The organism is Nocardia sp. X0981 (genome assembly GCF_977089955.1).
In genome coordinates this window covers 5,619,400-5,633,811 of the sequence record NZ_OZ372435.1, presented here as the reverse complement: position 1 = coordinate 5,633,811, position 14,412 = coordinate 5,619,400, and the positions used below count along the sequence as shown (strand labels likewise).

The 14,412-nt window shown below is 68.9% G+C and carries 12 protein-coding genes; 4 read left to right on the top strand and 8 right to left on the bottom strand.

What is annotated here, in order from left to right; all coding sequences use genetic code 11:
- Nucleotides 1-24: 24 nt before the first annotated feature.
- Together tal and tkt are read right to left on the bottom strand one after the other, a co-directional pair.
- Nucleotides 25-1,173, bottom strand: a complete 1,149-nt coding sequence (gene tal, locus ACYR7D_RS24855) for a transaldolase (protein ID WP_459546935.1) — start codon at nt 1,171-1,173, stop codon at nt 25-27.
- 6 nt (nt 1,174-1,179) lie between these two features.
- Nucleotides 1,180-3,321 (bottom strand): transketolase, encoded by a 2,142-nt coding sequence (tkt, locus tag ACYR7D_RS24850; RefSeq protein ID WP_459546934.1) that lies wholly within the window; start codon nt 3,319-3,321, stop codon nt 1,180-1,182.
- Between the two features lie 338 nt (nt 3,322-3,659).
- Here tkt and ACYR7D_RS24845 point away from each other — a divergent pair, with 338 nt between their 5' ends.
- Complete coding sequence (locus tag ACYR7D_RS24845) at nt 3,660-4,649, top strand: heme o synthase (protein WP_459546933.1); 990 nt, start codon at nt 3,660-3,662, stop codon at nt 4,647-4,649.
- A gap of 83 nt (nt 4,650-4,732) precedes the next feature.
- Here the strand turns inward: ACYR7D_RS24845 and ACYR7D_RS24840 are convergent, their stop codons facing one another.
- Nucleotides 4,733-6,163 carry an FAD-dependent monooxygenase gene (locus ACYR7D_RS24840; protein ID WP_459546932.1) on the bottom strand — a complete coding sequence of 477 codons (1,431 nt, stop codon included), beginning with the start codon at nt 6,161-6,163 and terminating at the stop codon, nt 4,733-4,735.
- Between the two features lie 92 nt (nt 6,164-6,255).
- On the opposite strand from ACYR7D_RS24840, the gene ACYR7D_RS24835 reads away from it, so the two are divergent.
- A complete protein-coding gene (locus tag ACYR7D_RS24835) occupies nt 6,256-6,858 on the top strand; it encodes a TetR/AcrR family transcriptional regulator (protein ID WP_459546931.1) in 603 nt (200 codons plus the stop codon).
- An 8-nt stretch (nt 6,859-6,866) separates the two neighbouring features.
- Here ACYR7D_RS24835 and ACYR7D_RS24830 read toward each other — a convergent pair whose 3' ends face one another.
- Entirely contained in the window at nt 6,867-7,832 is a 966-nt protein-coding gene (locus ACYR7D_RS24830; protein ID WP_459546930.1) for a quinone oxidoreductase family protein, read from the bottom strand.
- Between the two features lie 122 nt (nt 7,833-7,954).
- Here ACYR7D_RS24830 and ACYR7D_RS24825 point away from each other — a divergent pair, with 122 nt between their 5' ends.
- Both ACYR7D_RS24825 and ACYR7D_RS24820 read left to right on the top strand, forming a co-directional pair.
- Complete coding sequence (locus ACYR7D_RS24825; RefSeq protein ID WP_459546929.1) at nt 7,955-8,305, top strand: hypothetical protein; 351 nt, start codon at nt 7,955-7,957, stop codon at nt 8,303-8,305.
- Between the two features lie 148 nt (nt 8,306-8,453).
- The gene (locus ACYR7D_RS24820; protein ID WP_459546928.1) at nt 8,454-9,719 is read left to right on the top strand and encodes a PucR family transcriptional regulator; all 1,266 of its coding nucleotides are present in this window, start codon (nt 8,454-8,456) and stop codon (nt 9,717-9,719) included.
- A gap of 75 nt (nt 9,720-9,794) precedes the next feature.
- On the opposite strand, the gene ACYR7D_RS24815 is transcribed toward ACYR7D_RS24820, so the two are convergent.
- The 4 genes from ACYR7D_RS24815 to mptB all read right to left on the bottom strand — a co-directional run bounded on the left by ACYR7D_RS24815 (nt 9,795) and on the right by mptB (nt 14,404).
- Nucleotides 9,795-10,763 carry a COX15/CtaA family protein gene (locus ACYR7D_RS24815; protein ID WP_459546927.1) on the bottom strand — a complete coding sequence of 323 codons (969 nt, stop codon included), beginning with the start codon at nt 10,761-10,763 and terminating at the stop codon, nt 9,795-9,797.
- Nucleotides 10,764-10,827: 64 nt separating this feature from the next.
- Nucleotides 10,828-11,619 (bottom strand): ABC transporter permease, encoded by a 792-nt coding sequence (locus ACYR7D_RS24810; protein ID WP_459546926.1) that lies wholly within the window; start codon nt 11,617-11,619, stop codon nt 10,828-10,830.
- A 197-nt stretch (nt 11,620-11,816) separates the two neighbouring features.
- A complete protein-coding gene (locus ACYR7D_RS24805; RefSeq protein ID WP_459546925.1) occupies nt 11,817-12,749 on the bottom strand; it encodes an ABC transporter ATP-binding protein in 933 nt (310 codons plus the stop codon).
- Complete coding sequence (gene mptB / locus ACYR7D_RS24800) at nt 12,746-14,404, bottom strand: polyprenol phosphomannose-dependent alpha 1,6 mannosyltransferase MptB (protein WP_459550277.1); 1,659 nt, start codon at nt 14,402-14,404, stop codon at nt 12,746-12,748. The genes ACYR7D_RS24805 and mptB overlap by 4 nt, the downstream gene beginning before the upstream one ends.
- Between the last annotated feature and the right edge of the window lie 8 nt (nt 14,405-14,412).

The window sequence follows — 14,412 nt, the reverse complement described above, 5'->3', positions numbered from 1 at the left end:
TCTCCGGAGCGCCGGCCATCGGGGTCAGTTACCTCCGGTGTCCGCGGAGCCGGCCGCGCGCAGTTCGGCCGTCGTGGCCTCCAGCAGCTCCGCCCAGGATTTCTCGAACTTGTCCACGCCCTCGCGTTCGAGCACGACGAAGACATCGTCGAGGTCGATACCGACCGCGCGCAGCTGCTCGAACACCTGCGCGGCCTCGGCGGCGGTACCGGAAACCGTATCCCCGCGGACCGCACCGTGATCGGCGACGGCCTCGAGAGTCTTCTCCGGCAGCGTGTTCACCGTATTCGCCGCGACCAGTTCGGTGACATAGAGCGTGTCCGGGTATTCGGGGTTCTTCACGCCCGTGGAAGCCCACAGCGGTCGCTGCCGGTTGGCGCCGGCGGAGGCCAGATGCTTGTAGGTGGAGGCGTGTTTGCCGTCGGCGGCGAAGACATCCTCGTACTCGGCGTAGGCCAGCCGGGCGTTGGCGACACCCGCCTTACCGCGCAGCGCCAGGGCCTCGGGGGTGCCGATCGCCTCGAGCCGCTTATCGATCTCGGTGTCCACCCGGGAGACGAAGAACGAGGCGACCGAGTGGATCCGGGCCAGGTCCTGGCCGGCGACGCGTGCCTTGCGCAGGCCGTCCAGATAGGCGCCCATCACGGAGCGATAGCGCTGTACCGAGAAGATCAGCGTGACGTTCACGCTGATGCCCTGCTCGATCACCGAGGTTATCGCGGGCAGGCCCTCCTCGGTGGCCGGGATCTTGATGAACAGATTCGGCCGGTCGACGATCTTCCACAATTCGACCGCCTGCGCCACGGTTTTGTCCGTGTCGAAGGCCAGCCGTGGATCGACCTCGATGGAGACCCGGCCGTCCACTCCGCCGGTCCGCTCGAAAACCGGGGTCAGGACATCGCATGCCGAGCGCACATCGTCGGTGGTGATGGTGCGGATGGCGGCCTCGGTATCGGCGCCCTGGGCGGCCAGCGCGCGAACCTGCTCGTCGTAGGCGTGGCCCTTGCTGAGGGCGCCCTGGAAAATGGTCGGGTTGGTGGTGACCCCGACGACCCCGCGGGTCTCGATCAGTTCGGCGAGGTTACCGGAGTCGATCCGGTCGCGTGACAGATCGTCCAGCCACACCGATACGCCGGCCGCGGCCAGGGCGGCGATGTTCTCGTTCTGTGCCATGAGCCCCTATCCCTTCACGTTGTCGAGCGTGCGCTGCGCGGCGGCCACGACGGCCTCCGGCGTGAAGCCGAACTCGCGGAACAAGGTCTGGTAGTCGGCCGAGGCGCCGAAATGCTCGATCGACACGATCTCACCCGCGTCGCCGGTGAACCGGTACCACGGCATGGCGATACCGGCCTCGACGACCACCCGGGCGGCGACGGCCGGGGGAAGCACCTCGTCGCGGTAGGCCCTGTCCTGTGCGTCGAACCACTCCACGCACGGCATCGAGACCACCCGGGTACCGATGCCCTGCTCCTCCAGCGTAGTGCGGGCGGCGACGGCGAGCTGGAGCTCCGAGCCCGTGCCGATCAGGATCACCTGCGGTACGCCGGTGGACGCCTCCGCCAGGATGTAGCCGCCCTTCGCGACGCCCTCCTGGCTGGTGCCCGCCAGTACCGGCAGGTTCTGGCGGGTCAGCGCCAGTGCCGCCGGCCCACCGGTACCCACGGCGTCGCTGGAGACGAACGGCGAATTGTGCTTACCGCTGTGCTTCTCGATCACCGCGCGCCAGGCATAGGCGGTTTCGTTGGCGTCGCCGGGCCGTACCACCGACAACCCGGGGATGGCGCGCAGTGCGGCCAGATGTTCGATCGGCTGGTGGGTGGGGCCGTCCTCGCCGAGACCGATCGAATCGTGGGTCCAGACGTAGGTCACCGGGACCCGCATCAGTGCGGCCAGCCGCACCGCCGGGCGCATGTAATCGCTGAACACCAGGAAGGTGCCGCCGTAGGGGCGGGTGGGCCCGTGCAGGGCGATACCGTTGAGGATCGAGCCCATCGCATGCTCGCGCACACCGAAATGCAGGGTGCGGCCGTACGGGCTCGCCTTCCACATACCGGTCGAAATGGTTTCGGGCCCGAAGCTCAGCGAATCGGGGATGGTGGTGTTGTTGGATTCGGCGAGGTCGGCCGAGCCGCCCCACAGCTCCGGCAGTACCGGGCCGAGGGTGGCGAGCACCTTGGCCGAGGCCTTACGGGTGGCCAGGCCCTTGGCGTCCACTTCCCAGGTGGGCAGATCGTCGGCCCAGCCCTCCGGCAGCTGCCCGTTGAACAACCGGTCGAACAGAACCTTGTTCTCGGGGGAGCGCTGGGCCCAGGCGTCGAACTCTACGGTCCACTCCGCGTGCGCCCGGGCGCCGCGCTCGGCGGCCTTCCGGGTGTGCGCGATGACGTCCTCGTCGACCTGGAAGCTCTGCTCGGGATCGAAACCCAGGGCGCGCTTGGTGGCGGCCACCTCCTCGGCTCCGAGCGCCGCGCCGTGCGAGGCGCCGGTGTTCATCTTGTTCGGCGCCGGGTAGCCGATGATGGTGCGCAGCAGGATCAGCGACGGCTTACCGGTTTCGGCCTTGGCGGCGGCCAGCGCGGCCTCGATCGCCACGACGTCCTCGCCGCCCTCCACCACCTGTACATGCCAGCCGTAGGCCGCGTAGCGGGCCGCCACATCCTCGGTGAAGGCGATGGTGGTGTCGTCCTCGATGGAGATCTTGTTGTCGTCGTAGATCACCACCAGGTTGCCCAGCTGCTGGGTCCCGGCGAGCGAGGAGGCCTCGGAGGTGACGCCCTCCTCCATATCGCCGTCCGAGGCGATCACGTAGATGTGGTGGTCGAACGGGCTCGTACCGGGCGCGGCCTCCGGATCGAACAGACCACGTTCCCGCCGGGCGGCCATGGCCATACCCACGGCCGACGCCAGCCCCTGACCCAGCGGGCCGGTGGTGATCTCGACGCCCTTGGTGTGCCGGTACTCCGGGTGGCCCGGGGTCAGCGAACCCCATTTGCGCAGATTACGCAGATCGTCGAGTTCGAGACCGAAACCCGCCAGGTACAGCTGGATGTAGAGGGTGAGGCTGGAATGGCCGCAGGAGAGGACGAAACGGTCGCGGCCGACCCATTCGGGGTCCGCGGGATCGTGGCGCATGGTGCGCTGGAAGAGTGTGTAGGCCAGTGGCGCCAGGCTCATGGCGGTGCCGGGGTGGCCGTTGCCCGCGGTCTGCACGGCATCGGCGGCGAGGACCCGGACGGTGTCGACGGCCTTGGTGTCCAGATCCGTCCAGTCGTCCGGCAGATTCGGCTGAGTGAGGGCGCGGATGTCGTCTGTCACTGACACGACCGTGTTTCTCCTGACATTTCGGGGCGTCGAAAGGTGGCGGGCAAGGCGGCGAACCGGTGCGGCACGGTGACTGTGGCGCCGCATACACCCCCTACCCTAATTGCGTCCGGCCGCCCCCGTGCACGCCCCCCGGCAAGTCCGTTGAGCCCGTGTTTCCCGGCATGACCGAGGCTACGGTGTGACGGGACGTGCCGCCCGGTGTGCCCGTGCGCGCGGGGGTGAGCGGCGGCGAGCGGCGAGCGTGGGTCTACCATCGTCTGTAGTAGTAGCCGCGTCGCAGCCGCGCGCTGCTCGTCCTACAGCCGGATGCGAAGCACAGCGTGCGAGGAGAGATAGTGCGGATCGGTCATGACCCGGGGGTCGGCGGCGCCCACGATTCCGCCCCGGCGCCTGCGGACCGCGTCCTCGGCAGCGTGACGCTCGCCCGGATCGCCCGCCGGCCCCTGGCCTATATCGCGCTCACCAAACCCCGCGTGATCGAGCTGCTGCTGGTGGCCACGATTCCGACCATGCTGCTGGCCGACCGCGGGCAGGTCGATATCGGGCTCATTCTGGCCACCCTGTTCGGCGGCTGGATGGGTGCGGCGAGCGCGAACACGCTCAACTGTGTCGCGGACGCCGATATCGACAAGGTGATGAAGCGGACCGCCAAACGGCCGCTGGCCCGCGAGGCCGTTCCGACCTCTCATGCGTTCGTGTTCGGCGTCACCCTGGGGATCGGTTCGTTCGCCTGGCTGTGGTGGCAGGCGAATCTGCTCAGCGGCGCGCTGGTGGTGGCCACCATCCTGTTCTATGTCTTCGTCTACACCCTGGGGCTGAAGCGGCGTACCTCGCAGAACGTGGTGTGGGGTGGGGCGGCCGGCTGTATGCCCGCGCTCGTGGGATGGTCGGCGGTGACCGGCACGATCGGCTGGCCGGCGCTGGCGCTGTTCGGGGTGATCTTCTTCTGGACTCCGCCGCACACCTGGGCACTGGCCATGCGGTACAAGGAGGACTACCGCGTGGCCGGGGTGCCGATGCTGCCGGTGGTGGCCACCGAACAGGTCGTCACCAAACAGATCGTGATCTACACCTGGTTGACGGTGCTGACCACCCTGGCCCTGGTCCCGGCCACCGGGGTGATCTACACGGCGGTGGCGCTGGTGGCGGGTGCCTGGTTCCTGCTGATGGCGCATCAGCTCTACGCCGGGGTCCGCCGCGGGGAATCGGTGAAGCCGCTGCGGTTGTTCCTGCAGTCCAACAACTATCTCGCGGTGATCTTCTGCGGTCTGGCCGTCGATTCGGTACTCGGTTGGACCACCCTCGGTGAGGTCTTCTTCGGCTGAGCCCGCCGCGGCGATACCGGCCCTGCCCCGGCCGCCGTTCCCCGGATGGTGCCGCACCGATCGCCGGGTTGTGGATCTCGGCGTCAGTCGAGCCGGCCGATATAGCCGTCCGGCCGCACCAGGACCCGGGTGCCGTCGTTCGCGTCGTACGCCGCGTAGGCGTGACCGTCGACATCCACCAGTGCCGCCGGGGTGCCCGCCGCGCTGCCCGGCCGGAGCACGGCGTGGGCCCGGCCCCCCGGTAGCGTGGGCAGGTCGCCGGTGGCCCCGAAGCACAGCAGGGTGGAGTGCGGGCCGCGGAAGAGATCGAACAGCCGTACGGGACGACCACCGGAATCCTTCAGTGGGGCATCGGGTGCGCGGTCGCCGGCTGCGAGCCGGCGAGGATCGGCAGGATCGCGATAGCTGATATCGAGCTGCCGGGTCTGTGCGCCGCGCTCCATCGCGTCCTCGGCGCCCTCGGACAGTTTGTCGAGCAGTTCGGTGCTGATTCCGAGTACGCGCGCCGCCACCGCCCGTCGTTCCGGCTCGTAGGTCCGCAGCGGTTCCTCGTCGCCGCCCAGCGCGGCCGCGAGCTTCCAGCCCAGGTTGTAGGCATCTTGGATGCCGGTGTTCATACCCTGCCCGCCCGTGGGTGGATGGACGTGGGCGGCGTCTCCGGCCAGGAACACCCGGTCGGCCCGGAACCGTGCGGCCAGCCGGATATTGGGCCGCCACACGGTGACCCAGGTGAGATCGGTGAGGGTGAGGCCCGTCGGACCGGAGTAGCGGTCCGCGGCGGCCTGCAGGGCCGCCAGGGTCGGTTCGGTGGTCTCCTCGGCGGGGGTGGCGAACTGGAACAGGCGGCCACCGGGTAGCGGGGAGAGCGCGATGCCGCGCATCGGATCCGCTGCCGCGGCGAACCAGTAACCGAAATCGTGGTCGAGCAGGTCGGCGCGGACGTCCCCGAGCAACATACGCAGTGATTCGTCGGTGCTTCCCTCGAATGCGATCCCCGCCGCCCGGCGCACGGTGCTGTGACCGCCGTCCGCGCCGACGAGGTAGCTGGTCCGTACGGTTTCGGTTCCGTCCGGGCCGGTCAATCGCGCGGTGACCCCGGCATCGTCCTGTTCGAAGGACATCAGCGCCGTGCCGAGTTCGACCGGGATACCGAACTCCGCCAGGCGGGTACGCAGGATCGCCTCGGTCTGTGCCTGGCCGAGGACCCACGGGTTGGGGTAGGGGACGGCCGGGGTCGGGGCCACGGGCTCGCTCATCCGCTGTTCGCCGACGAACTGCCCATCCAGATACGCCCGCATCACCGGTACCGCACGGCCGGCGGCGCGCACCGCCTCGAGGACACCCAGATCGTCGAAGACCTCGAGCGTGCGGGGCTGGATGCCGTCACCGCGCGAGCCGATACCGAACGTGGTGGCTTTGTCGATGACGCGCACGGGGATGTTCCGGCGGGCCAGGTCGATGGCGAGGGTGAGACCGGTGGGGCCGGCACCCGCGATGAGGACCAGGGGAGACATGGACGCTCCTGTCGAAAAATGCTGAATCTATATTCAGTGAATATGAATTCAGTATCCGATTGGTAGGTTGCCCTGTCAAGGAGGTGAGGTCGGTGGTATCGAGCCGTCGGGAACGGGCGGAAGAAACGGAACAGGCGCTCAAGGCCGCCGCGCGGCGGGTCTTCGCGGAGCGCGGCTATCTCAACACCAAGATCACCGACATCACCGCGGCGGCGGGCCGGGCGGCGGGATCGTTCTACAACCATTTCGCCGGGAAAGAGGAACTTCTCCAGGCGCTGCTGGTCGATCTGGGCGAAGCCGGCGACGCGGGGGCCGAACAAGCCGGGCACAACCCGGATTTCAGCGACCCCGAAGCGGTGCGCTTCCATATCGCCGCCTACTGGCGGTTCGCCCGCGACCACGCACCGGTGCTGCGGGCCATGGGGCAGGCGGCGATGGTCAACGAGGATTTCGCCGCGCTCATGACGCGATTCGGTATCGAACAGCGTGCCGATATCGCCGACCATCTCGACGGAGTGGTCGACAAGGGCCTGCGATTACCCAGTACGCCCGACGCCAGCCTGGCGATGATGTTCTCTCTGGCGCAGAGTATTTTCGCGGCGGTCGAGGACGGGGCGGTGGAGCTGACCGACGCCGAGGCCGTGGAGGGCCTGACGCGTTTCGTCTACCGCGGACTCACCGGACGCGACTACTGACGTGCCGGTCAGGGCAACAGGACGATAGAGCCGGTCGTCTTCCGGCTCTCCAGATCGCGATGGGCCCGGGCGGCCTCGGCGAGGGGGTAGGTCGCACCGATCCGGACGGTGAGAGAACCGTCGGCGATCGCCTCGAGAACATCGCCGGCCCGCCAGTCCAATTCGGCGCGGTCACGGGTGTAGTGGGCGATATTCGGGCGGGTGACGAACACCGAACCCGCCGCGTTGAGACGCTGCAGGTCGACCGGTGGCACCGGGCCGCTGGCGGCTCCGAACAGTGCCAGCATGCCGCGTACCCGCAGCGAGGCGAGGCTGGCGTCGAAGGTCGCCGCGCCGACACCGTCGTACACCGCGGCCACCCCGGCGCCCCCGGTCAGTTCACGGACTCGGTCGGCGAGGTCCGGACCGTAGCGCAGCACCTCCCATGCGCCCGCGCTCCGGGACAGGGTCTCCTTCTCGTCGGAGGACACCGTGGTGATCACCCGGATATCCCGGGCGGCGGCGAGCTGGGTGAGCAGTAGCCCCACCCCGCCCGCGCCGGCATGGACCAGGACGGTCTCGCCGGGTTCGGGCCGGTAGACCGATTCGATCAGGTAATGGGCCGTCATACCCTGCAGTAGCGCCGAGGCGGCCACCGCCGGATCGATATTCTCGGGTACGGCCACCGCGACCGCTTCGTCCACCACGGTGCGCGGTGCGTAGCTGCTGGGCCCGGCGGCCCAGGCCACCCGATCGCCGACCGCGAACCCGGTGACGCCCGAACCGGTTTCGGCCACCACGCCGGTGCCCTCGGATCCCGGGATGTAGGGAACGGGGCGCGGGTAGGTGCCGGTGCGGAAGTAGGTGTCGATGTAGTTGACGCCCACGGCATCGATATCGACCAGTAGCTGGCCCGGGCCCGGTTCCGGATCGGGAACCTCGGCGAGGGTCAGCACTTCCGGACCGCCGTGCCGGTCTACCTGGATGGCGCGCATGGTCCAGTTCTACACCGGCGCAGCGGCCTGCGATACCCGGGTCCGGTCGGCGCGGAGTGCCGCGGGCCGGCGCCCGGGCCGGGGCGGTGGACACGGTCCTACTCGCCGGTAAACTCCGGATCATGAGTGCAGATACCGCCACCGCCACTGTTCGCGCGCCGAAGGAAACCGTCGACTCGGTGCGGAAGTTCGTCGCCGCGCACGGGGGTTCGGCCCAGGCCGTCTTGCAGCCGGTGGGCCGGCGGGGTGTCCGGCTCACCCTCGTCGGCGCGGACGGTGTGCTCGGGGACCGGATGGTCGCCGATATCGCCACCGCGCAGGCCGTGGTGGCCGGAGTCGCCGAATTGACCACGGCCGACGGCTGGGGGCGTGATCTGGTGGCGAAGACCGAGCCGCGTACCGGGCACTGGGCGAAGATGGCCGGTTGGGTGGCTGGTCAGACCCGTTTTCCCAAGGCCCGCAACGAGAGGTGAACCCGCCGCGCGGCCTGTGGGCGCTCACAGGCCACCGCCGCGGACTTCGGGTGTTCCGAACAGTTTCGTGGGCAAAAACTACTGACGAGTAACCACTTCGCGCTACCGTTGGTGCCTCGAGCGTCACTCCGGGGTAGAAGGAGCCGATATGACGGTCAGTAGTCCGACCCGTTCAAGACTCACGGTGTCCGGCCGTCCGATTTCCAACCATCTACGGGATGTATCGACATTGTCGCGCCAGATGGTCGGTCATTTCGTGGAGAATGTCGCGCCGTGCGGGACGTTACCGGGCGATGCTCTGCAGGGGGATGTGACCGCGGTGACCCGGCTGTGTCTCGAACTCACGCTGAGCCGGCTCGACGGGCGGGAACTCCCGGAGAAGATCGAGCAGGTTCGCGAAGCCGCCGCCGAATGGGCGCGCGAAGGTATCCCCATCGACACCATCAACCACGCCATCCACGAGGGGTTCAAACTCGGTTTCGACCGCATCATGGCCACGGCCGGGCCGTCGGATTCGGCGACCCTGGTCGCCACCGCGCGGCGGATGCTGGAAATACTGGACACGATCACCTCGGAGGTCGCCCTGGCCTACGTGGGGGAGTACCGGGGCGTGGTCTCCGAGCACCACACCGCCGTGCACACCCTCACTTCGGCGCTGCTCGGCGGGCACAGCACCGCCACCATGGCCCGCGAATGCGGTATCGAGATCTCCGAGTCGTACCAGGTGCTGGCATTGGCGCTGCCGCCGCATCCCGACGAATCCGCGCCGCAGGTCGACGGCCGGATCGTGGCCCGCCGCAAACTCCGCCGGGTACAGGCCGAACTCGCCCATCGCTGCGGTGAGCGCGCGCTGTCGCTGCTCAGCGTCGACGGCGGCACCGTGCTGCTACCCGCGGATCTCTTCCCCGACGACACCCTCGACGATCTGATCGCACGGCTCTCGCATGCCGCGCAGGTCCAGGTGACCGGCACCGTGATCACCGCGGCCACCGCCGATATCCCGGACGCCACCGACCGCGCCCACGAACTCCTCGACACCGTGCAACGCATCACCGAGGGCGGTGGGCTGTACCGCTTCACGGATCTGGCCCTGGAATTCCAGATCACGCGGCCGGGCCCGGCACGGGAACATCTGAGCGCCATCCTGGATCCGCTGGACGAACATCCGGAACTGCTGGAAACCCTGCGGCAGCACATCGCGAACAATTTCAACCGTCAGCGCACCGCCCGGCTCATGCATATGCACACCAATACGCTGGATTACCGGCTCAAGCGGGTTCGGCTGCTCACCGGCTTCGACCCGGCGGTTCCCACCGGCCTGTGGTACCTGACCTCGGCGCTGGTGGCCCGGAGTTATCGGACGGGCACGCCCGGAAGCTCATCTGCGCGGCCGGGAACCGCAGTCGCCCGATAGGGTGGCCGCGCGACGGTTTCGTCGGCCGCGCGCCGGGCAGCCGAGCCGCCCGGCGTGCGGAGCCGAGAAGCGACCTCAGGCGGGCTGGGGGTCCACAGCCGTGGCGGGCAGTGTTTCCCGTGTACGCAATGACGCCCACAGGGCGGCGGTGGCGGCGGTGCACAGGGCCGCCCCGCCCACGTGGATGGCGACCAGGGCGGCGGGTACATCGGTGAAGTACTGGACGATACCGACCAGCGATTGGGCGACGACGAGTCCGAGCAGGACGAACAGGCGGTTGCGGACCGGTGTGGTGATCCCGATGGCGTACAGGCCGAAACCGAGACCTATCAGCAGGGCCAGATAGCCGACCAGCAGCTGCGAATGCAGGTGCACCAGCGTGACGATTTCCACCTCGAGCCGGGCCACCGGCCGGTCGATGCTCTTGTCCCCGGCGTGCGGTCCGGCGGCGGTGACGAGAGTGCCGGCGACCAGGACTCCCGCCAGCGCCACTCCGCTGAGGACCGTGAGCCACCGCAGTGGCGCCGGGGCACGGACGGTCTCCACCCCGTCGTCGGGTGCCGCGACCTTCGCGTACATCACAGCGGCCAGCCACACCATCAGCATCGAGGCCAGCAGGTGCAGCGCCACGGTCCACCAGATCAGCCCGGACAGGACCGTGATACCACCGATGATCCCCTGCAGGAGGGTGCCGGCCGGCATCAGCCACGCGTAGATCAGTACCTCACGGCGGCGGCGGGCCCGGGTGACCGCGAGCACGATGAGCGCGGCGAACAGAGTGACCACGATGGTGAGCAACCGGTTGCCGAACTCCACGGCTTGGTGGAGCACCGGCACCTCGGAGACCCCGATGGGGGTGAAACTACCGGGGAAGCATTGCGGCCAGGTGGGACACCCCAGGCCCGAGGCGGTGACCCGGACGATCGCGCCGGTCACCGAGATGCCGGCCTGGGAGGCGATAACCGCCAGGGCGATCAGTAGCTGGGTGCGCCGGGACGGCAACGGCAACCGGTCGACGAGTCGCAGGAACGCGCGATAGAGCACGTCACGATGGTAGCGGGCGGATCGATACCACCCGCGACCGGACTACTACAAGTCGTCGTGGGGCTCATTCGAAACGGAACCAGCGGGCGGCCAGCAGCCCCGCCACGGTGCCCCATACCGCCAGCACCGCGATACCGAGCCAGTCCACCCCGCCGTCGAGTGCCCGTTCCAGAGCCACCGCCAACGCTCCCGAAGGCACCAGACGGACCAGCGTGTGCACCACCTCGGGTAGCTCATCGGAGGCGAACACCACACTGGCGATACCGAGTAGGACGAACCAGAGGATATTCGCCAGCGCCAGAACGATCTCGGCCTTCAAGGTGCCGCCCAGCAGTAGGCCCATCGCCGCGAAAGTGGCGGTGCCCAGCGCGATCAGTACCGCGCCCAGAACCAGCCCGGCCGGGCCCGGCCGCCAGCCCAGAGCCACCCCGAGCAACCCGAGCAGCACCGCCTGCAGGATCACCACGAGCAGTACCGCGCCGCTCTTACCGGCCACGATCCCCCAGCGTGGCAGGGGTGTGGCGCCCAGCCGTTTGAGCGCGCCGTAGCGGCGGTCGAACCCGATGGCGATGGCCTGGCCGGTGAACGCGGTCGACATGACGGCCACCATCATCACCGCCGGCACGATCTTGTCGATCTTGTCCGGACCCATATCGCCGAACGGCAGCAACGCCAGGCCGACCAGCAGGGTGATCGGAATGAACATGGTGAGCAGCAGCTGCTCCCCGTTGCGCAGCAGCAGCACCAGGTCGAGGCGGGTCTGCGCCAGCAGCATGGCGCCGCGCGCGGCGGGCCGCGGCCCCGGCGCGAACGTACCCGGTTCGAACCGGTTGGCCGTCGGATCGGGTTCGCTCACCGAGTGTGCTCCTTCGGGCCTGATGGACGCGGTCCGCGGCGGCGGAGGTATCGCATCACGGGGTGTGCTCCTTAGGACCTGGTGGCTGTGGTCCGCGGAGGCCGCAGCGAAGGCGGAGGTATCGCATCACGGGGTGTGCTCCTTAGGACCTGGTGGCTGTGGTCCGCGGAGGCCGCAGCGAAGGCGGAGGTATCGCATCATGCGCGCAGATCCCGTCCGGTCAGTTCCAGGAAGACGTCCTCGAGCCGGCGCTGATCTATCCGGATATCGGTCGCGAGCACGTTCACCCGGGCGCACCAGGCCGTCACGGTCGCCAGCACCTGCGGGTTGATCTCACCCTCCACCAGATACGAGCCGGGCCCGACCTCCCTGGGTGTGAAGCCCTCCGGTAGCGCTCGCTGCAGCAGCTCCAGATCCAATTTCGGCGGCGCGGCGAAACGCAGCTGCCCGGCGGCGCCGTGCGCGGTTACCTCGGCCGGTGTCCCGGAGGCGACGATCCGCCCGTGATCGATGATCACCAGATGGTCGGCCAGTTCCTCGGCCTCGTCCATGAGATGGGTGGTGAGCAGGACGCTCACTCCGTCGCGGCGCAGCGCGGCGATCAACTCCCACACCAGGATGCGGGCCTGGGCATCCATTCCCGCGGTGGGCTCGTCCAGGAAGACGATCTCGGGCCGCCCCACCAGGGCGCAGGCCAGGGAGAGCCGCTGCTGTTGGCCGCCGGACAGCCGGCGGTAGGGGGTCCGGCGGCTGTCGGCGAGCCCGAGTACGCCCAGGAGCCAATCAGGGTCCAGCGGATTCGCCGAATAGGAGGCCACCAGGTCGAGCATCTCCCCGGCGCGGGCGCCCGGATAGGCGCCGCCGCCCTGCAGCATGACGCCGATCCGGGGCCGCAGCCGCTCGGAATCGGCGATCGGATCGAGGCCGAGCACCCGGACACTGCCGGTATCCGGCCGGACGAACCCCTCGCACATCTCGACCGTGGTGGTCTTACCGGCGCCGTTGGGTCCGAGCAGGGCGAACACCTGCGCCGGTTCGATGGTGAAACCGATACCGTCCACCGCGGTCGTCTCGCCGTATCGTTTGGCGACAGCGTCCACCTGGACGGCGGGTACCCGGGAAGAGGTCACGAGGTCACACCGTAGGCCCCGGCCGGCTGTGACGAGGCCGACACCCCCTGCTCGGCACGCCAGGGCAGCGCATTCCGGGTGACCACGATGAACAGCACCGAGACGATCACCGTCGCCACGGCCGACCCCACGATCTGGAACACCTCGAGGTCGGCGCCGCGCGGCATCAGGATCACACTGACCACCGCGGAGATACCGACGGCCGGTGCGCGGAACGCCGGCCGGGTGGCCCAAGCCGCCAACGGCACGATCGCCCACAGCAGGTACCAGGGCTGCACTACGGGGAACAGCAGCACGATCGCGGCGAGGGACACCCCCAGCGCTCCCACCGGGTGCACCCGTCCGGTCCAGGTGGCCGCCAGCATCCGTACCGTGAGGAAACCCGCCACCACCGCGGCGATGGGCCGGGTGATGCTCAGCAGCGCGGTGGTGTGGTCGCCGAGGCCGAGAAGGACGCCACCGAATCCGGTGATGATGCCCAGCGCGGTCGGCAGCGACATCCAGCTGCGCACCGCGTTGGCGGTGCCGAGGGTGTTCATCCAGCCGAAACCGAGTCCGCTCACCGTACTGATCACCAGGGTGGTGAGCGCAGCGATGACACCGAGCAGTGCCGCGGCGGCGAGAACCGGCCGCAGACCCGGGCCCCAGCGCCGCGCCAACGCCATTCCCGCGAAACCGAGGGCGATGATCGAGGTGATCTTGACCGACGAGGACAGGCTGATGATGACCGCTCCCGCGATCAGCAGGGACCACCCGCGGGCGTCCAGTGGGGGCGGTCCGCCGTTGCCGGGCACTCCGTGGATCGCGCGCAGCGCGAACTCCAGGCCCGCGAGCATCAGCCCCAGCATCAGCGCGTCGTTGTGTACCCCGCCGACCAGGTGGAACAACACCAGCGGGTTCGCTACGCCCAGCCACAACGCGCTCACCGGCGCCACCCCGCAGCGGATCGACAGCCGCGGCAGCGCCCAGACGATCAACGCCACTCCCGCCAGCGCCAGCACTCGGTGCACCCACACTCCGGCCAGGATGTTGTCCCCGGTGATCTCGGCGATCCCGTGGCCGATCCAGAGGAAGAGCGGGCCGTAGGGGGCCGGGGTCTCGCGCCAGATATTGGGAACGTTGTTGGTGAGAACGTTGTCTATGCCCAGCCCCGCGACCGGGCCCTCTTGGTAGGGGTCGATACCGCGTGCGGCGATCTCGCTCTGCGCCAGGTAGGAGTAGACATCGTTGCTGAACATCGGGGGCGCCACGCACAGCGGAACGATCCACAGCAGCAGGGTGCGGTCCAATTGGCGCCGGGTGAGCCGGTGCCGGGGTGAACCGCCCAGGCCGCCGACCGCGAACCGTCCCAGCAACAGCCATGCCAGCACCACGGTCACCGTGCCGACCATGCACATGGCCAGCGACCCGGTATGGGCCCGCGCGAAGATCCCGAGGACGCGCATCCCGGAAGTCGGATTCTGGTGCACCGGTTGCGCGCCGATACCGAGTGCGCTGATGGCCATCAATACGGTGCCGGTGGCCCCCATCAGACGGATCCGGTCGAGTTGTCTGCGTTCCCGGCGGTCGAGCCCGGGGACCTCGGATTCGTCGCTGTGCAGTACCGCGATGGTGTGATCCGAGGGCGGGACGTCCAGTCCGAGAGCGCGCCGCATCAGTTTCC